The 18,574-nt window shown below is 73.5% G+C and carries 11 protein-coding genes and 1 pseudogene; 5 read left to right on the forward strand and 7 right to left on the reverse strand.

Features of this window, described 5'->3' with window-relative positions:
* Positions 1 to 128: 128 nt before the first annotated feature.
* Positions 129 to 941, reverse strand: coding sequence for a nucleotidyltransferase domain-containing protein (locus KBX06_RS08985; protein WP_210833782.1), 813 nt, complete (start codon positions 939 to 941; stop codon positions 129 to 131).
* Between the two features lie 184 nt (positions 942 to 1,125).
* Here KBX06_RS08985 and KBX06_RS08990 point away from each other — a divergent pair, with 184 nt between their 5' ends.
* The 4 genes and pseudogenes from KBX06_RS08990 (at position 1,126) to KBX06_RS28430 (ending at position 5,834) form a co-directional block, all read left to right on the forward strand.
* Positions 1,126 to 1,860, forward strand: a complete 735-nt coding sequence (locus KBX06_RS08990; protein ID WP_210833783.1) for a phosphotransferase enzyme family protein — start codon at positions 1,126 to 1,128, stop codon at positions 1,858 to 1,860.
* Between the two features lie 119 nt (positions 1,861 to 1,979).
* Positions 1,980 to 2,225, forward strand: a pseudogene (locus KBX06_RS28680) (ATP-binding cassette domain-containing protein); the annotation flags it as partial.
* Positions 2,226 to 2,262: 37 nt separating this feature from the next.
* On the forward strand, positions 2,263 to 2,574 hold the full coding sequence (locus KBX06_RS09000) for an N-acetyltransferase (protein WP_210833784.1): 312 nt from the start codon (positions 2,263 to 2,265) through the stop codon (positions 2,572 to 2,574).
* 143 nt (positions 2,575 to 2,717) lie between these two features.
* Positions 2,718 to 5,834: a hypothetical protein gene (locus KBX06_RS28430; RefSeq protein WP_307854526.1), complete on the forward strand. Its 3,117-nt coding sequence runs from the start codon at positions 2,718 to 2,720 to the stop codon at positions 5,832 to 5,834.
* On the opposite strand, the gene KBX06_RS09010 is transcribed toward KBX06_RS28430, so the two are convergent.
* Together KBX06_RS09010 and KBX06_RS09015 are read right to left on the reverse strand one after the other, a co-directional pair.
* Positions 5,822 to 9,010 carry a penicillin acylase family protein gene (locus KBX06_RS09010; RefSeq protein ID WP_210833785.1) on the reverse strand — a complete coding sequence of 1,063 codons (3,189 nt, stop codon included), beginning with the start codon at positions 9,008 to 9,010 and terminating at the stop codon, positions 5,822 to 5,824. The genes KBX06_RS28430 and KBX06_RS09010 overlap by 13 nt on opposite strands.
* 343 nt (positions 9,011 to 9,353) lie before the next feature.
* A complete protein-coding gene (locus KBX06_RS09015; protein WP_210833786.1) occupies positions 9,354 to 12,398 on the reverse strand; it encodes a BTAD domain-containing putative transcriptional regulator in 3,045 nt (1,014 codons plus the stop codon).
* A gap of 143 nt (positions 12,399 to 12,541) precedes the next feature.
* Between KBX06_RS09015 and KBX06_RS09020 the strand changes: the two genes are divergently transcribed.
* Positions 12,542 to 13,402, forward strand: coding sequence for a hypothetical protein (locus KBX06_RS09020; RefSeq protein ID WP_210833787.1), 861 nt, complete (start codon positions 12,542 to 12,544; stop codon positions 13,400 to 13,402).
* Between the two features lie 597 nt (positions 13,403 to 13,999).
* Here KBX06_RS09020 and KBX06_RS09025 read toward each other — a convergent pair.
* Genes KBX06_RS09025 through KBX06_RS09040 form a run of 4 tightly spaced genes read right to left on the reverse strand, consistent with a single transcriptional unit; the run spans position 14,000 to position 18,573 of the window.
* Positions 14,000 to 14,767: a sugar phosphate isomerase/epimerase gene (locus tag KBX06_RS09025; protein WP_210833788.1), complete on the reverse strand. Its 768-nt coding sequence runs from the start codon at positions 14,765 to 14,767 to the stop codon at positions 14,000 to 14,002.
* Complete coding sequence (locus KBX06_RS09030) at positions 14,764 to 16,167, reverse strand: aldehyde dehydrogenase family protein (RefSeq protein WP_210833789.1); 1,404 nt, start codon at positions 16,165 to 16,167, stop codon at positions 14,764 to 14,766. The genes KBX06_RS09025 and KBX06_RS09030 overlap by 4 nt, the downstream gene beginning before the upstream one ends.
* Positions 16,160 to 17,311: a hypothetical protein gene (locus tag KBX06_RS09035; RefSeq protein ID WP_210833790.1), complete on the reverse strand. Its 1,152-nt coding sequence runs from the start codon at positions 17,309 to 17,311 to the stop codon at positions 16,160 to 16,162. Before KBX06_RS09035 ends, KBX06_RS09030 begins: the two co-directional genes overlap by 8 nt.
* Positions 17,305 to 18,573: a glucarate dehydratase family protein gene (locus KBX06_RS09040; protein ID WP_307854527.1), complete on the reverse strand. Its 1,269-nt coding sequence runs from the start codon at positions 18,571 to 18,573 to the stop codon at positions 17,305 to 17,307. Before KBX06_RS09040 ends, KBX06_RS09035 begins: the two co-directional genes overlap by 7 nt.
* Between the last annotated feature and the right edge of the window lies 1 nt (position 18,574).

An 18,574-nucleotide genomic window follows, 5' to 3' on the forward strand; every position in this document is an offset into this window, starting at 1 on the left:
GGGCACGGAAAATCCAGGGATGGCCAACGTTGCTCCTAGAGATGATGTCGGTGGTCCCATGGCCGACATTGATCGGCAACGCTACGGCAGGCCGTAGGGCGGGTCAACGAAGCAGTTAGAACTATCGATCAACGGACCGGCAGGCCACGGTCTCTGGGCGACGGGCCGGAAACGGCATGTTCCGAGGCCAGGATGGTGGCGCTGAGTTCGGTCACGAATGCCTGGACGTCGTCGGTGCTGCCGGGGTCGGTGTCCGGGCCGGAGTTGTACCACCAGTCGCGTGCCCAGATGATCAGGTGCGCCCATCGGGGGTGGGAGCAGATGGTCTTGTGGGCGGCCCGCCGCTTGGACAGTTGCTGGCCGTGTCGGAGGCGTTGGAAGGCCCGGCAGAGGGTGAGCACCGCGTAGGACTGGGCGCCGGAGGTGTTCATCTGGGTCACCCAGGCCGGCCAGTCGCGGACGTGGTCCAGCAGAGCCGAGCGGACGCGGTCGGGGTCGACGGCGGGTAGCAGGACGTCGGCCGGGGGGCCCAGCAGGCTGCGGCCGTGTTGGTGGACGGCAGACCAGGTCACGAGGCGGTGAGTGGTGGCAGGTAACAGGTGCAGCACTTCGCCGGGACTGACCCGGGCGATGACATGGTCCCGGCCGGTGCCACCGCGCGCGGCGTCGCGGGCGGCAGCCAGTGACACGTATTCCACCTCGACCCTGCCGGCCCACTGCGGGTGTCGCCGGTCGAGGTCGGTGTGCAGTCCGGCGAGCACGGCGAGGAGGTTCTCGTCCGGGTCGCTGTCGAGTACCGCGAGCAGGTCGAGGTCACTGCGATCTTCGGCGAAGTCGCCGGTCACCAGCGAGCCGTGCACGTACAGGCCCAGGAGTTCACCAGCAAGCGCAGGGCTCCACGCGTCGCGAAGATCGGACAGAACCATCTCGGGTGGTGCCACCAGGTCATCCTGCGCTGCGGCCCGCCAGCCCGCCACCGAGTAAACCCCGGGTAGCCGTTGACGCGACCCGCACCGGCCAACGACGCCGCCATCCGGGTAGCGGGGGCCGGACGGCCACGCCGGAACGCGTAGGCACCACCTGTGTCGGCAACGGTGATGTTCGGAGCCCCGTACGATCCGGCAGATGGGGTGGGAGGCACTCGGGCGGTGGGGTGAAGACGCCGCTCGCATCGAACCGCTCGCTGGCGGAGTCGCCAACGACGTGTGGAGCGTGCGCGTCGACGGGCGCCTCGCGGTCGGTCGTCTCGGCACCAGGAACGACGCTGATCTTGCGTGGGAGACCGGGCTTCTCCAGCACCTCGACCGTGCAGGTATGACCGTGCCGGTCCCGATCCCGACCACGGACGGGCGGCTGTTCGCCGACGGTCTGGTGGTGATGACCTACCTGGATGGCGGGCCGCCCGAGACGCAGGCCGACTGGCGTCGCGTGGCCGGCACGCTGCGCGAGTTGCACCGGCTGACGCGGGGCTGGCCGCAGCGCCCGGGCTGGCGGTCGTCGATCGACCTCCTGCACGCCGAGACCGGGACCAAGATCGACCTCGGCGCGATGCCCCCTGCGAGCGTTGCTCGATGCCGAGCAGCGTGGGCGCGGCTCGCCGGACGCCGGACATGCGTCGTCCACGGCAACCCCGCCAACCCTGGCAACGTCCGCGTGACCGCGAGTCAGGTCGCGCTGATCGACTGGGACGAGTCGCACGTCGGCGTCCCCGACCTCGACCTCGTGCTGCCCGGCAACGCCGCCGGCCTCGACGACGGCGCGCTCGACATCGCCGGGCATGCGTCGGCCGCGTGGGAAGCCGCCGTCTGCTGGGACGACGAGTACGCCGTCAGGCGGCTCGCCGAAGTTCGAGCGGCCTGAGAACGCGTTCGAGGAGCGGAGTTGTCGGCAGCCCAGTGCGCACCTCTGCTGCCACGCGTCCAGCCGTGCTCATGATCTGAGACACCCGGCGCTGTGGCAGCCGGGCGGACCTGGCCGCCGTGCAGTACGTCTTCCAGGACCCCCGGGCCAGTTTCCACCCGTTCCTGCCCCTGCTCGACCAGGTGGCCCGGGTCGCGGTACGGCTGTGTGCCCTGGAGACGGCGACGGCCCGCCAGGCGGCGCAGGCCGTCCTCACCCGGGTGGGCCTCACCGGTGAGTTCACCGGCCGGCACCCCGAGCGGCTCTCCGGCGGGGAACTGCAACGCGCCGCCCTGGCCCGCGCCCTGCTGGCCCGGCCCCGGCTGCTGATCTGCGACCGGACACCTCGTCGGCGACTACACCGTGCGGCAGGCCGCGCCCGAGCACCTCGTCGGTGCCCGCAGCGTCATGCCCGCCCAGTTGTTCCGGGTGTACGTCCGGCCGGAGCACCGGCGCCGGGGACTGGCCCGGGCACTGGTGGACCGGGCTGTCGAGTTCGTCGCCGCGCAGGACAGCTACCGGGCGCTGTACCTGCACACCGACACCCGGATCGAGGGCGCCGAGGGATTCTGGCGGTCGGTGGCCGTACCCGTGCACGACGCCCGCGACGGGCGCCCGGACACCCACCAGACGGTGCTCTTCGAGATCCCGCTGCCGGTGCACTCACGCCGATGAACGCCACCAGGCGTTGAGCCCTTCTCCGCCTGGCGGTCGACCCGACGGCCAGCCGGGCACGCGCCGGGCCCACAGCTCGCTGGCGGCTGAGGGAGCGCTTCCGTCCGTCGAGGACGGGGCCGGCGGGCCACTACCATGCGAGCGTGAATCGCGTTGCTCGGGCCCGCAGGCCGTACCCGCTGCTCGTCGCCGCGGCGGTCCTGTTGGCGCTCGGCGCGACGGTGGCCTGGGGGGTCGGCGACACGCTGGGGCTGAGCCACGCCCCCGCCGCCGTGCCGCGCGAGGACGCCGTCGCCGCGCCGGCGCGGACGCCCGCACCGGTCCCGCCGTTGGCGTCCCTCGTCGTGCCCGACGAGCCGCGGGTCAGGAAGGCCGCGGCTGCCGTCGCCGACGCGGTCGTCTCCCGCGGCCTGCCCCGGCCGGTGCTCGCCGCCGCCGCGCCGCGCCCGGCCGGGTCCGCGACGGCCGCGCCGGGCACCGGCGCGGCCGGGGACCTGTCGGCGGTGACCACGCTGCGGGCGGGCGTGCTGGCCGCCCTCGGCGGGGCGCCCGAGTCGTACCGGCTCGACGTGCACGGCGCCGAGCTGGCCGTCCAGGGCGGCGACGTCGCGGGCGTGGCAGCCGGGATGTACCGGCTGGCCGACCGGATCCGCTCCGGTGCCGACGCGCTCCCCGCGGCGGACGCCGGTCGGGTGGTCGTCCCCCGGCTCGGCCTGCGGCTGACCGACGCGGGCTCGGTGGGGCGCGAGCCCGACCCGGCCGCCTTCGCCGCCGGCGACGACTACGGCCTGAACACCGACGTGGTCGCATCGGCGGTGCTGCCTGGCGCGCCGTGGGTGGACGCCGCCGCGGTGGCCCGCATCGACGCGCAGTTCCGGCAGTTCGTCGACCATTCGGTGGCGCAGGGATTCAACGGGATCGTCGTGCCCGGCTTCCTGGAGTACGTCACGTTCGCGAAGGTCGGCGACGGGCGCGCGGTCTACCCGCCCGGCGACCCGCACGTCGACCGCGCGCGGGCGATGGTCGCGGCGTTCGGCCCCGTCTTCCGGTACGCCGAGGACATGGGCGTGCGGGTCTTCCTGCTGACCGACATGCTCGCGGTGTCGCCTCCGCTGGAGGCGTACCTGACGCGGACCGTCGGCGGCCTCGACGTGGCCGACCCTCGGCTGTGGGCGGTCTACCAGGCCGGTCTGGCCGAGCTGTTCGAGAGCATGCCGTTCGTCGACGGCCTGATGGTCCGCGTCGGCGAGGGCGGCGAGGTGTACGCCGGGACCGGCTGGGACTACTCGTCAAGGCTCGCGGTCACCACGGAAACGTCCGTGCGCGCGATGCTGCGGGCGCTGCTGGACACCGCCGGCCGGGCCGGCAAGGAGATCATCTTCCGCACCTGGACGGTGGGCGTCGGCGCCGTCGGCGACCTGCACACCGACCCGGAGTCGTACGCGCAGGTGCTCGGCGGGCTCGACGACCCGCACCTGATCGTGTCCACCAAGTACACCCTGGGCGACTTCTACAGCCACCTGCCGCTGAACAGCACCCTGCTGGGCGGCGGGCACCGCCGCATCGTGGAGTTCCAGGCCCGGCGCGAGTTCGAGGCGTTCGGCTCGCTGCCCAACGACCTCGGCCCACTGCACCGCCAGGCGCTGCGCGCGTTCCTCGCCGCGAACCCGAACGTCGAGGGCGTCTGGAACTGGACCCAGGACGGCGGGCCGCTGCACGCCGGGCCCATGTCGCTGCACCTGCGCGCCGGCTTCTGGCAGCTCTACGACCTCAACACGTACGCCGTCGGCCGGCTGGCCTGGGACCCGAACGCCGACCCGGCGCAGGTCACGGCGGACTGGGCGTACCGCACGTTCTCCGGCGACCCGGCCACCGTCGCCACGATCGGGCAGGCCATGGCGCTGTCCCGGCAGGCGGTCACCAAGGGCCTCTACATCGGCCCGTACGCCGACCGGTCGGTGCGGGCGCTCGGGCTGGAACCACCGCCCATGATGTGGATCTTCGAGTGGGACATCTTGACCGGCGACTCCGCCGCGCTGGACAGCATCTACGCGGTGACCGGCGGCCACGTCGACGAGGCGATCGAGGAGGGCTCGCAGGCCGTCGCGCTGGCCCGGCGCATGCGCGACCTGGTCGCCGCGACCGACCCGGCGACCTGGCGCGACGCCGAACTGCGCGGACGCTTCACCGCGACGCTCGACTACCAGGTCGACCTGTTCGAGACGCTGGGGGCGTACCGGGCCATGGTGCTGCGGCACGCGCAGTGGCTGGACACCGGTTCCCCGGCCGCCCGCCACGACTGGCGGTGGGCCGCGGCGGCGTACCACGACGCACGCGACGCGCACCGGCAGCGCTACGGCGCCGACCTGGACCTGCCGGCGTACAACTTCACCGCCGCCGACCTCGGGGCGCGGCGCGCGGACCGGGACCCGGCGATGGCCTGGGCGGCCCGGACGTTGCTCGGGTCGATCCTGCTCGCGGTGCTGCTCGGCCTGCGCGGGCGCGGGTTCGGCGCGGCCGCCGCGCGCGGGTTGCTGCTCGGCGCGCTCCGGCCGTGGCGGGTCGCCGCGCTGCCGACGCCCGGGGCGCGGGCGGACCGGGTGTTGGTGTGGCTGGTCCCGGCCGTGGTGCTGGTGGCGAGCCGGCTCGTGCTGACCTGGTTCGCCGCGCCGGCGCACCTGCTGGTCACCCTCGGTGGGTGGGCGCTGTTCGCCCTGGTCGTACGCCTCGTCGTCGGCCGGCGGGACCCGTTCCACCTGTGGGCCGTGGTCGGCGGCGTCGCGCTGCTGCGCAGCGTGCTGCTGCTGGCCGCGCTCGCCGGGCGCGGACCGGGCGGGTACTGGTTCGCCTTCTGGACCGCGCCGGGTCTGCGCGCGGCGTACGTCACCGTCGCGTTCGCGGCGTTCTGCTGGCTGTTCGTGGCCGCCGCCGTGGTCCTGCGGGACCGGTACGGCCTGCGCCGCGCAAGCGCCATCGGGCTGACCCTCACCGCCGCGGGCGTACCCCTCGGCGTGTTGTCCGCCCTGGTCTCGGTGGTGGGCCTGGAACGCGCGCTGACGGTGTGGAACGACCAGCTCGCGCTGCTGCCCTGGGGCCTGTCCCGCATCCTCGGCATCACCGTCCACCTGGGCATCCCCGCGCAACTCCCCGCGTACACGGCCGCCGCCGGAGCCGCCCTCGCCGCCGCCGGCCTGCTCCTGTCACTCGGCCGGCCGGCGGGAGGGCTCCCGCCGGCCGGCCTTCGACGTCACCGGCCGTAGACCTCGAACTCGTAGAGCGAGAACCCGTACGAGGTGGCCCGCTTGACCCCGTACACCCGCACGTAGCGGGCGGTGACCGGGGCGAAGGTGGCGTTGTCGACGCCGCCGTTGCCGGTGGTGGTGGCGAACACCGGCGTCCAGGAGCTGCCGTCCCCGGAGACCTCGATCCGGTACGACGTGCCGTACGCGGATTCCCAGCGCAGCACCGCCCGGCTGACGGTGCGGGCCGCCCCGAGGTCGACCCGGAGCCACTGGTTGTCGTTGTAGCTGCTGGCCCAGCGGCTGCTCAGGCTGCCGTCGACCGCCTTGTTCGGCGTGTGGCTGGTCAGGAACTGGGTGCTCGACGCGGTGGCCGGGCGACCCTGGGCCAGGTTGGTGACGTCGTCGCCCCGGCGTGCCGGGAACGAGACGACCTGCTGGTAGGTGGGGCGGTTCTGCCAGGCGATCACCGGGTGGGTGATGCCGCCGAGCCCGGAGTGGGCGATCGAGTCGGCGCACCACTGGTCGCCGGCGGAGCAGGACTTGTCGCCCGGGTAGACGGTGGTGGCCGGCACGGCCGCCGCCTGTCCGAGCGCGCCGAGCAGTGCCGTCCGGCACGCGGCCAGGTCGCCGCCGCCGCAGTACCCCCGCCCGAGGCCGCCGGCCACCGGGTCACCGAGCACGGTGCGTACGTCCTTGTCGACGTAGCCCCACCAGCCGTACTGGAACGACGAGCCCTTGTGCGCCTGGCCCTGCGACGCCCAGCTCGCGGCGCCGTCGCGCCCGCCGTTCTGGCCGCCCGACGGCGCCTCGTTGACCTTGATGGCGTCCACCAGCGCGGCGTAGAGGTCCGGCCCGAGCCCGGGGCGGAACTGCGCCGAGGCGAGCAGCGGCCACCACGCGTCGAAGATCCGGATGGCGTCGGCGTGCTGGTAGACCTTGGAGCCGGGCGATGTCTCCACCCGTCGGGCGCCGGCCTGCCGCCAGGCCCGCAGCTTGCCGATCGCGTCGGCCAGCGCCGGATCGGTGACCGGCGCGCTGTCGAGCACCCGCAGCAGGTCGCCGAGGACCTGCTGGCCGCGCAGGTCGGTCACCGCCGCGTCCGCCATGATCCTGACGACGTCGGCGCGGCCGAGCTTGCGCTGGGCGATCGCCGCGCGCACCGGGCCGTCGAGCAGCTGACCACGGTGTACGGAGCCGAAGCTGAAGTTGCCGTCCGCCGCCCCGAAGTCCCGCGCCTGCTTGTTGTTCCAGCTCACGTAGTAGTCCTGGTCGACCGACTGCGGGTGGGCCGAGAGCGGGAGGTAGGTGGCGTCGTTGGTGTCCGCGTTCCAGCCGACCCACTCGTACGCCGGTTCGGCCTTCGCCGGCAGGTTGGGGTCGAGGGTGGCCGGACGGACGGGGTTCGAGCCGGAGTTGAAGTACGCCGCCTCGGTGGAGTTGACGTAGAACCAGTTGAACGCGTACCCGACGTTCGCGGCGGACGCCTGGAACGCCGCCGCGCCGCCCATCGCCGACGGGTCGTTGAAGGCCTGGAAGCCGATCGCAGAGTCGGCCTCGTGCCGGTAGGTGGAGCGCAGCTTGGTGAACGCGGTCGGCTGCCCGTTCACCAGCCCCCGGTAGGCGACCAGCCCGTACCTGGTGCGCAGCGCGCGCAGGGTGTAGGAGCCGGCCGGGGTGGAGTCGGCCAGCGTCGGCGACCAGGAGTTGCGCTGCTCCAGCGTCTCCATGGCGAGGCACTGGCCGTGGTAACGGTAGCGGTTGGTGCGCAGCGTCGGCGCGCTGCCGTCGGTGGTGCACAGCGGCACCGCGTAGGTGTCGGTGAGGTCCTGCGAGGCGGAGGTGGCGCTCCAGGCGTAGTCCTGGCCGCGGCCGAGCAGCACGTACAGGTTCAGCCCGGCGAACGCGGCGCCGCGCGCGCTGATGCCCGGCCCCTGCAACTCCTGGAGCATCAGCAGTTGCGGGGCGAAGTAGCCGGTCTGCGGGCCGAACACGGCGACCGGGTTGCCGGTGGTGGTGTGCCGTCCGGAGACCACGACCGCGTTGGACATGCCGTGCGCGCGCAGGTTGGCCAGGCCGCCGATCAGCCCCTGGGTGGCGGTGCTGGCGCCGGTGCGCGCGGCGGCCCCGCCGGTCTGGTCGTAGGCGAGCGGCTCGGCGACCACCGTGCCGGCGTCGGGGAGCACCGCGCTGGTCGCGCCGGGCGGCGTCGCGCCGTACGGGAAGCTCTGCCCGTCGTGCAGGGTGAGCACGGTCTCCGGGTCGTTCTGCGACCGGAACGCCGCCCACACCCGGTCGCCCTCGCCTGCGCCGTACTTGGCCCGGGCGGCCACCCGGACCAGCGCGGACTGGATCTCGCTGCCGCCGCCACCGCCGAAGAGGCCGCCGATCACACCGGCGGTGGCGATCAGATCGGTCGTGGTGAAGTGCTTCGGTTTGCCGGCGCCGGCGAGCACGTACTCGCCGGGGTAGTTGTCGTCGGCGATCGACTTGTCGATGTAGGCGTTGATGCCGGCGATGTAGTCGACCACGTCGGTGTAGAGCTGCTGGCCCCGGGCGCCCTTGGTACGCAGCGCGTCCACCTGGGCCTGGAGGTCCGCCTCCGTGTAGGGCGAGTTGGCCCAGACGCTCTGCTCCAGTTCCCGGTTGCCGGGAGCGCCGCCGGCGAACGAGGTGACGTTGCCGCGGCCGACGTGCCGCAGCAGGTCCATCACCCAGAGCCGGTCCTGGGCCCCGGCGTAGCCGGCGCCGAACATGGTGCCGGCACGGGTGGTGCCGGTGACGTGCGGAACGCCGGTGGCCTTGTCCCGCACGATGGTGACGTCGGCGCGCGGCGAGACGGTGCTCTCGACCCGCCCGGCGGGGACGCCGAAGGAGGCGTCATTGAAGAAGTGGGCGATCTGCTCGTCGGTCAGCCCGGCGTAGTTGTAGACCAGGTTCGCGTACTCGTCGAGCTGGTCGCTGGAGTGCGCGGGGCGGGTGCCGAGCGCCTGGTGGGCCAGGATGGCGGCCAGCGTGGCGTTGCCGTTCTGCCCGGGGGGCAGGATGTCGGCGCACTGGCCGAGGCAGTAGTCGTTGGCGGCGAACGTGCCGGCGGCGGCCAACGCCGGTGACGGCGGGGTGACGGTCAGGACGCTCGCGGTCAGGACGGCGGCGGTGAGCGCCGCGAGCCGGGCGCGGAGTGGGGGACGGGGCATGAGAGTTCCTCCGGGGACGCGGAGTCGGCCTTCGGTACGCCCGGCTGCGGTGCCGACGTCTCGCCCTCCGCGCCGGGCGTTCCACCCGGAGGCGAGAATGACTCATATCTATCTCCTGGCAATGATCGACGGCCGACCCCCGCCCGGGATAGCAGTCGTTCACCAACCGCCAATGCCGACCTTTCGGCCCCGCTGGCGTCGCTCCCGGACATGACGGTGGGGGCGGCGCCGTCGCCACCCCCACCGCGACTCCTCGCTGACGCGCCGTCGGCGCTCGTGGAACGGCTGGCGCAACCGCCACACGACTGCTGAACGAGGTCGCGCACCGCGCCGCGTGGTCGGATCACGGGTCAGCAGAGACGGGAAAGTTCTCCCTCTCCGCCAACCCCACGATCGACCCGGCGGAGCGGGCGCGGACGGCGGCGGCGTCCGGATGGCCTGCCTCCTCCAGCAGCGCCAGCGCCTCCGCCCAGCTTTCCCGGGCCGCCTCGACCTGGCCGCAGGCGTACCGGGCGTCACCGAGGCCGACCAGCGCCTCCGCTTCGCCACCCCGGTCCCCGATCTCCCGGAACAGTCGCAGTGCCCGCTCGTGGCAGACGATCGCCTCGTGGTGGGCGCCGGTCGCCGCCTCCGCGCAGCCGGCCGTACGCCAGTTGGTGGCCGCCCCGTGCCGGTTGCCGATCTCCTCGTTGAGCCGCAACGTCTGCCGGCACAACTCTCGGGCCTGATGGTGCTCGCCGAGCCGGATCCGGATCCAGGCGATGTTGTTCAAGGCCCGGGCCTGACCCGCCAGATGCCCGGCCAGCCGGTACAGCTCCAGCGATCGCAGGTCGTAGGAGAGCGCTTCCCGGTCCCGGCCCTGCTGCTGTAGCACCCGGGCGATGTTCACGTGGGTCTGCGCCTGGTTCGCCCGGTCCCCGACGGCCACGAACAGCTCGAGGGCCTGCGCCAGGTGCCGCTGAGCCTCGTCCGGACGGTCCAGTTGAGTCAGCGCCCGGCCCAGGTTACGGTGCAGGTGCGCCTGCGCCGCCCGGTCCGCCAGCCGGACCGCCGACGGCATCGCGGCACCCTGCACGGCGACCTGGTCGTGCCAGAGCGCCCGCAGGTTGACGTAGCTGGTCAGGCTCCACGCGAGTTCCCAGGCGTGCCGGTCCCAGCCGTCCCGCGCCGCCAGGTCGACCGCGGCGAGCAGCACCCGGTGTTCGGTCACCAGCCACCGCATCGCCGCCACGCCGTCGGCCAGAGGAGTGAGGACCACCCCTGGCGCCGGGTCGGCCAGCAGGATCGGGTCCCGGTGCGGATACAGCAACCGGTCCGCGGCGTACGCGGTGTGCAGGCAGTGTTCGAGCAGACGCCGGGTCGCGGCCCGCCGGTTCGCCGCCGGCTCCTCGACCTCGGCCTGCTCGGCGGCGTACGCCTGGAGCAAGTCATGCAGCACATATCGGCCGGGAGCGTGTTCGGTGACCAGATTCGCACGGGTCAGGACGGCCAGCAGAGGCCGGATGGCGGACGTCGGTTTGCCGGCCAGGCTCGCCACGGCTGCCACCCCCAGCTCCGGCCCTGGATGCAGCCCGATGAGCCGGAACAGCTCGGCGGCGGCCGGGGTGAGCGCGCGGAACGACCAGGAGAAGACGGCCCGGACGTCGGCGGCCGGGTCGCCACCGTCGAACGGATCGAGGCTGGCCCCGGCCCCGGCCAGCTCCGTGGCCAGGTCGGTGAGGGTGATCGCCCGGTTCACCACCACCCGCGCCGAGGCGATGGCGAGCGCGAGGGGCAGCCGGGCACACCGGGCGATGATCTTCTCTACGGCTGCGGGTTCCGCTCGGACCCGGGCCTGCCCCAGCCGCTGCGCCAGGAACCGTCGTGATTCCGTGACGGTGAAGAGATCGAGGGTGAGCGGCCGCGCCCCCTCGATGGCGACCAGGCCGTCGAGCTGTCCACGACTGGTCACCACGGTGACGCAACCCGGGGCTCCGGGCAGGAGCGGGCGTATCTGCTCGGGGTCCCGGGCGTTGTCGAGCAGCACCAGCATCCGTCGGCCGGCGACCAGGCTGCGGTAGAGGGCGGTCTGCGCGGCCAATCCGATCGGGACGCGCTGTGGCGCGACCCCCAGAGCCGCCAGGAATCCGCGTACGACCTCGGCGGGTTCCAGGATCGAGCCGGCCGGGTCGAAGCCGCGCAGGTTCACGTACAGCTGTCCGTCGGGGAACCGGGCGGCGGTCCGGTGTGCCCAGTGCAGCACGAGGGTGCTCTTGCCAACGCCCGGAAGGCCGACCACCACCGTCAGGGGAACCCGCGCCAACCCACCCGGCCCGGCGACCGCCCCCGGCTCTCCGCTCCCGGTCACTTCCCCGCCGGCCTCCGGCTCGGCAAGCATGGCGTCCAGCTCGGCGAGTTGCTCGACCCGGCCGGTGAAGGCGAGCGGCGGGGCCGGCAGCTGACGGGGCGGGGGCCCGGCCTGGGCGACGAACGTCGCGGGCGAGACTCCCGGCGCGACGACGGTAGCCCTCGGCGTCGCGGGGGCCGGGTGCGGCACGGCCGCCACCCCCAGGCCCGGATCCGCGGTCAGGATCTGGTGGTACGTCTGCCGTAACGGCGCCGCCGGATCGGTGCCCAGCTCCTCCGCGAGTCGGGTACGGACCAGCTGGTAGTGCCGCAGTGCCTCGGCCTGGCGTCCCGCGCCGTAGAGGGCCCGCATGAGCTGACCGGCGATCCGCTCGTCGAGAGGATGCTCCGCGGCTCGGGCGGTCAGCTCTCCGAGCAGGTCGGCGTGCCGGCCGACGGCCAACGCCAGGTCGACCAGGTCCAGCTGGGCGGCGTGGTGGCTGGCGATCAGCGCCGTCCGGACCGCGTCGAGCCAGGCGGTCCGCAGGGTGCCGAAGGGCTCACCGTGCCACAGCGACAGCGCCTGGGTCAGCAGGGCCGCCGGATCGTCTTCGGATCGGAACGCGCCGGGCTCGGGCGGGCCGGTCGTCCCGGACCGGTGCCTGGCCACCGTGGTGGCGCGGGCGCGCATGATCGACTGTTCGAAACGGTGCAGGTCGACCAGGGCCGGATCGACCCGGAGCAGGTAGCCGCCGGCCCGGCGAACGATCTCCACCTGGTGGGCCGGCGCGAGCACCTGACGCAGCCGGGAGACGTACGCGGAGAGTGCGTTGCGGGCCCGCTGCGGCTGCCGCTCTCCCCAGACCCGGTCGAGCAGCCGCTCGGTGGGGACCACCCGGTTCGCGTCGACCAGCAGGGCCACCAGGACGCAGCGCTGCCGGGCATGTCCCAGGTCGACATCCTGGCCGCCGACCCGCACCGCCACCTCACCGAGGACCAGCAGCTCGACCTGAGTCTCCGGACGCGACGGACCGGCCGGATCCGTACCGGATGGAATACGCACCGTGCCCATCTCTGCAGCATCCACCGAACCACGGGGTTGAGCAGCCAATTTAACGACTGCCGAAGATTCTCCGAACGTCCACGGAGCACATTCGACGTCGACGGCACGAGCCAGTCACCTCGATCCATACGAAATGAGGAGCCATGAACACGAAACAAGGTCGGACCGGTCTCCGCGTGACGGCGCTGCTCGCCACCCTGCCGATCGGTATGGCCGCCCAACTCGTCGCGACCACCCCCGCCGCCGCGGTCAGCGGCCTGATCCGGACCACCCACGTCAGCACCGCGACGGACTCACAGTCACCGAAGACCCGGGCAGCCGAGTGTCCGAGCGGGATGCGGGTGATCGGCGGCGGCGCCCGGGTGAGCGGCCCGGCGGCGGGGTCGATCCGGCTGAGCCACCTGCAGCCGGTCAGCGGCTCCGGCCAGACCGACCGGTACGAGGTCTGGGCGGACGAACCGCCGGGCGGGATCAGCGGCAACTGGGCACTGGAGGGCTACGCCATCTGCGCCCCGGCGACCTCAGTGCCCGGGTACACCATCGTCGCGCAGGGCTCCGGCTACTCCTCGGTCTCGCCCCGGAGCACCGCCGCGGGCTGCCCAAGCGGCCAGCGGGTGATCGGCAGCGGAGCGAGCCTCGCCGGCGGCGGCTTCGGCAGCGTCGGCCTGCAGATGTCCCGGGCCTCCGGCCCTCTGGACGTCGCCCGGGCCGCCGCTGCGGAAGATGGCGCCTACTCGGGCAACTGGCAGGTCACCACGTACGCCATCTGCGCCAACCCGGTTGGGGCGGCGGCCGAAGGATCGGTGCAGACCGGGGTCAGCTCGGCCAGCCACGTCTGCTCGGGCACCGAGCAGGTGCACTCGGTCGGTGGAGCCACGGGAGCCGGCTCGGCCGGTCAGACCTTCCTGAACTCCCTCTACATGGACGCTGACCTCGGAGCGGTCCGCCTGTCGCTGACCGGCGTGCCCAGCGACGGCCTGGCCATCCAGGCGATCTGCGCCTGAGCGCACGGCCATGGTGTTCCCAGGGTCGATGGCGACGACCAACCGCACAGCAAGAGGCCGGCGGGCCGCAGGTGGCATCCACCACCTGCGGCCCGTCGCCGTTCGACCGGTGCCAGGCCCAGGTCGCGGGACCGGCTTCCCGTGGCACATCATCGCGCGGCCCCTGCCCGGACCGACGACGCGCCCGGCGCGACGGTCGCGAGCGCGGCCAGCGTCTGCCAGACCTCATCGTCGGAGCGCAAGCGGGGTTTCCATTCACCCCGGGGGCGTGACGTAGCTCTGGCCACAAGGGACATCTTGGCCTGTTATGCCCTCGAAGGTCTCTGGGTAGAGGGGTGCCGAGGGCGGAACCGGCGTGCCGCCGACGCCAACAAGCAGGGCCGATGCACCTTCACGCCAGCGATGCAGCTCGTCTTTAGGCGTATCGATGGAGTGAGCATGGAGATCGAGCCGGCGGACGCGGTCGCTGCGGTCCGTGACGAGCCTCGCCCACCGGATCACCCAATGGCTGCGCCGGTGCCCAAGTCCGCCGCCTCACCGCGATCCGCCCGGAGCTTCTCGCCGAGACCCGGCGTCCCGCGCGTCCCGGGCCGCCGGTCAGGCGTCAGCCACCAGTTGACACAGGGTGGCCGCATCGGCACCCAGCAGGTCGGGGTCGTCGTCGACGAGGAACTCCAGCAACGCGTACCGCTGTCCCGGGGCGGTCTTCGCCATGGCGAAGTAGGCCACCCAGTCGGAGTGGTGGCAGCGCAACGGCAACCGCCGACGCTGCGGTGTCCAGGCGAAGACGTGCAGGTTCGCCAGGTACGGCAGCACGGCGCGCAGGTCGGCGAGGTTCTCGGCGAGGTCCCGCTCGGGCTGCGGCTGCCACAGCGTCCGGACCGGCAGGCCGGCCAGCGCCTCCAGCATCCACACCGCCGACTCGCGGGTGTCGGTGAGCGTGTTGCGGTGATACTCGAAGGCGACGGTGAGCCCCACGGCCCCGGCCAGGTCGGCGATGCGCCGCGCGTCCTCGACCACCCTGGCGCGGTAGAGCGCGTCAGCTTCGCTGCTGGGCCGGCGCCCGGCCCAGACCCGGACGACGGGCGCGTTGAGCAGCCCGGCCGTCCGCACGACCGACTCGGGCGACAGGCCCTCGGCTGCCGAGTGACCCAACCGGTAGTACGACCCGTAAGCGGCGGTCTCCAGCCCGGCGCTCGTGGTGAGCGCGGCGACCCGCCGGGCCGTCTCGTCGTCGCCGGGCGGCACGTGCACGTCGCCACCCCACTCGATGCCGCCCAGTCCGGCCAGCCGGGCGAGGGCCACCACCTCGACGGGCGCGAGGTGCCGGAAGGTCACCGAGACCAGGCCGGGTCGGAGGGTCATGAAGGGAACACCGTGGCCGCGAGGTCGGCGGGTACGCCCTGCAGCGCCACCGGACGCAGGAACCGGCGCACGGCGGCGGTGCCGACGCTGGTCGACCAGGGCGCCGAGGTCGCCGGCCAGGGCCCTCCGTGGTGCATCGCGTCGCAGACCGCCACTCCGGTCGGCACTCCGTTGACCACGATCCGGCCGGCACGCTCGGCGAGGGCCGGCAGCAGGGCGACGGCCAGGTCGCGGTCCGACGGGTCGTTGTCATCGACGATCAGCGTCGCGGTGAGACTGCCCGCCAGCCCGGCGACCAGCCGGGGGTACGCCTCGACGGGCGCCGGGCAGACCACGACCGCCGGCCCGAAGTGCTCCTCCAGAAGTTCGCCGCTGAGCTCATCGGGGGTCACCTCAACGACGAACGGTCGCGGCATCCGGGCGTGCTCCGGGCCCGCAGCGTCCGGCGGCGGGGCGCTGGTGACTGTCACGCCGGGCAGGTCGGCGGCCCGGTCCAGCCAACCGGCATGATCGGCGGCCATGTCGCCGGTGAGCATCGGGTGGGTCGGTGCCGCGACGACGGCGGCCGCGAGCGCGGCGGCCAGTGCCGTGCCGGCCGGATTGGCGGGGACCAGGACCAGTCCGGGCTTGGTGCACAGTTGCCCGACCGAGGCGGTGACCGCCGCCGCCAGGGCCGCCGCCCATTGCCCGTGGTCGGCCGCAGCGGGCAGCACGAGCACCGGGTTGAGCGAGCCCATCTCGGCATAGACCGGGATGGGGTCGGGGCGACCCGCCGCCGCGTCCATCAACGCCCGGCCGCCGCGCAGCGACCCGGTGAAGCCGACCGCTCGGATCGGCGGACTCGTGACCAGTGCGAGCGAGACTTCCGGTCCTCCCTCGACGAGGGCGAAGGTGCCCGGCGGGGCGACGTCGAGCGGGGCGGCCAGCAGTTCGGCGAGCAACCGTGAGGTCCGCGGCTGGGCCGGGTGCGCCTTGACCACCACCGGGCAGCCGGCGGCGAGCGCGGACGCGGTGTCCCCACCGACCACACCGAAGGCAAGCGGGAAGTTGGAGGCGGCGAAGACGGCCACCGGCCCCATCGGGACCGGTACCGCGACCACGTCGGTTCCGTTCGGCGCGGCACCCGGTGAGACGAGGTTCTCCCGGTGCCGACCGGCAGCCACGAAGTCGCCGAGCAGGCGGAGCTGGCCGGTGGTGCGCGCGAGCTCACCGGCGAGGCGCGCCACGGTCAGCCCGGTTTCCGCGGCGGCGACCGCGACGATACGGTCCTCGGCGGCGGCGAGCGTGTCCGCGCAGCAGTGCAGCAGGTCGCGACGCTGGACGCCGGTCCAGGTGGCGAACACGCGCGCGGCCTCGGCGGCGCGGGTCGCGTACTCGTGGATGGTCTGCGGGTCAGTCATTCTGTACCGCCTTGAGGATCTCGACGAAGAGCCGCTGGCGCCATGCCGGCGCGAGGCCCAGGTGGTAGAGGCTGAACCGGGTGGCCCCGGCGTCGCGTAGCCGCCGTACATGGTCGGCGAGCGCGTCCGGGGCGGCCGGAGGGAGGACGGTCACGTACGCGTCGACCGGACGACCGCTCCCGGCGGCGCGGGTCACGATCTCGGCGCTGGCCGGCACGGTGGGCCAGACCGGTACGAGCAGCGCGTCGACGTCGCCGGCAGCGGTCGGGGTGAGCCCCGGTGACGGGCCGGTGGCCCAGGGGTCGGGGTTGGCGTGCAGGGTCACCGGCGCGTGCGGGAGCACCTCCCGCAGCGCGGCGAGCACCTGCGTCCGCAACGCGTCGGTGGTCGCGTGACGAGTGTCGAGCATGAGGTCGGCCATCTGCTCGGGGAGCGGTGTGGGCGACGGGTCGGCGCCACGGGCGGCTTCGGCGCGTACGGCCGCACGCAGCCTGTCGATCACCTCGCCCGGGTCGAGCCCTCGCTCCCGCCACGCCGACTGGCACGCCCAGCAGCAGCAGATCGACAGCAGCCGCGCGGCATCGGGCGTCCACGCGTCGTCGGTCTTCTCGTGGTGCCCCAGGTGGGCGAGGCCGAGTTGGCCGCACGCCTCGAGGGACACCGCGTCCACCGGGGCGTCCTGCACCGCCTCGGCGGTGAGCGCCGCCGCGTAGTCTCGCACCTCCGGGTTCGCCGGACACAGCGCGTACGGGTAGCGCTCGCCGAAGCAGTTGGTGACGGCGAGATCCGGATGGGCGCTGCCCAACCGGGTGCTGTGGGTGAGCACGATCCAGGCGGTGACCGGTACGCCGGCACGGCGCAACGCCTCGGCCGCGACGCCGAACGGGTCCGCTTCGGTCGTCCACTCGGCAACCCCGGGACGCAGGCGGTGAGCGGCCCAGACGCGGTCGCGGACGGGGCGGTACAGGGCGGCCCAGCGGGCGTCGACGAGCTGGTGCCGGGGGTGCAACGGGGTCGCCGCCCGGGTGGAGTGGTAGCTGGCGGCCAGGGTCACGCCGGTCAGGCCGAGATCGCGTACCCGGTCGGGGAACGACGGGTCGCCGATGACGTCCCAGGGATAGGCGTGTCCGGCGACGGTCACCATCGGGGCCTCCGCTTCTCGTAGGCGGGCTGAAACTGCCGCAGGTAGGCGGTGTCGTCCCGTTCGCGGATCCCGCACCGCTGGTAGTCCTCGGACATCCGGGCGAGGGCGTCGCGGTCGAGGGTGACCCCCAGGCCGGGGGTGTCCGGCACCGTCACGGCCCCGTCGACGATGGACAACGGGGCTTCGACCACGTCCGCGCCGCACTGCCAGGGGCTGTGTGTGTCGACCGCGTACGCCAGGTTCGGGGTCGCCGCGGCGAGGTGCGTCATCGCGGCCAGGCTGATGCCGAGATGGCTGTTGGAGTGCATCGACAGGCCGATGCCCCAGGTCTGGCAGGTGCTGGCGAGTCGCGCGGACGCGGTGAGGCCACCCCAGTAGTGGTGGTCGGCGAGGATCACCCCGACCGCGCCCCGGGCCACCGCCTGCGGCAGGTCGGCGAAGCACACCACGCACATGTTGGTGGCCAGCGGCATCGGCACCCGGGCGGCGACCTGCGCCATCCCCGGAATGCCCGGGGTGGGGTCCTCGAGGTACTCCAGCAGGCCGGCGGTCTGCTCGGCGACCCGCAGCGAGGTGTCGACGGTCCACGCGCAGTTGGGGTCCAGCCGCAACGGGTGTTCCGGGAACGCGGCCCGTAGCGCCTGGATCGCCGCGATCTCCTCCTCCGGCGGCAGCACCCCGCCCTTCAGCTTGATCGACTGGAAGCCGTACCTGTCGACCATTCTCCGGGCCTGGGCCACGATGCCGTCCGGGTCGACGGCCCCGCCCCACTCGTCCGGCTCCGCTGCGGGGTGGGCCGCCCACTTGTAGAACAGGTACGCGGCGAACGGCACCTCGTCCCGGGCCTTGCCCCCGAGCAGCGCGTACACCGGCCGGCCGATCGCCTGCGCCTGAAGGTCCAGGAAGGCGACCTCGAACGGGGACAGCACCCGGGCCAGGGTCTTCGCGGTGCTGGAGCCGCCGGTGAGGCCGTGCCGGTCGGGGGTGTCGGCCGCCCCCACCGCAGCCGCGACGTGCCGGGTCAGCGCGGCGACGTCAAACACGTCCAGACCGGTCAGTTCGGCCGCGGCCCGGCGCAGCAGGGCAAGGTGCGGCGCGTCACCGTACGTCTCACCGAGGCCGACCAGCCCGTCCGTGCCGCGGACCTCGACGATCGCGCGCAGTGCCCACGGTTGGTGCACGCCGGCCGAGTTGAGCAGGGGCGGATCGGGGAAGGCCACAGGGGTGACCGTCACGCCGGTGACGGTCAGCAGGTCGGGCACG

This window comes from Micromonospora sp. C31, from assembly GCF_018070575.1.
GTDB lineage: Bacteria > Actinomycetota > Actinomycetes > Mycobacteriales > Micromonosporaceae > Micromonospora.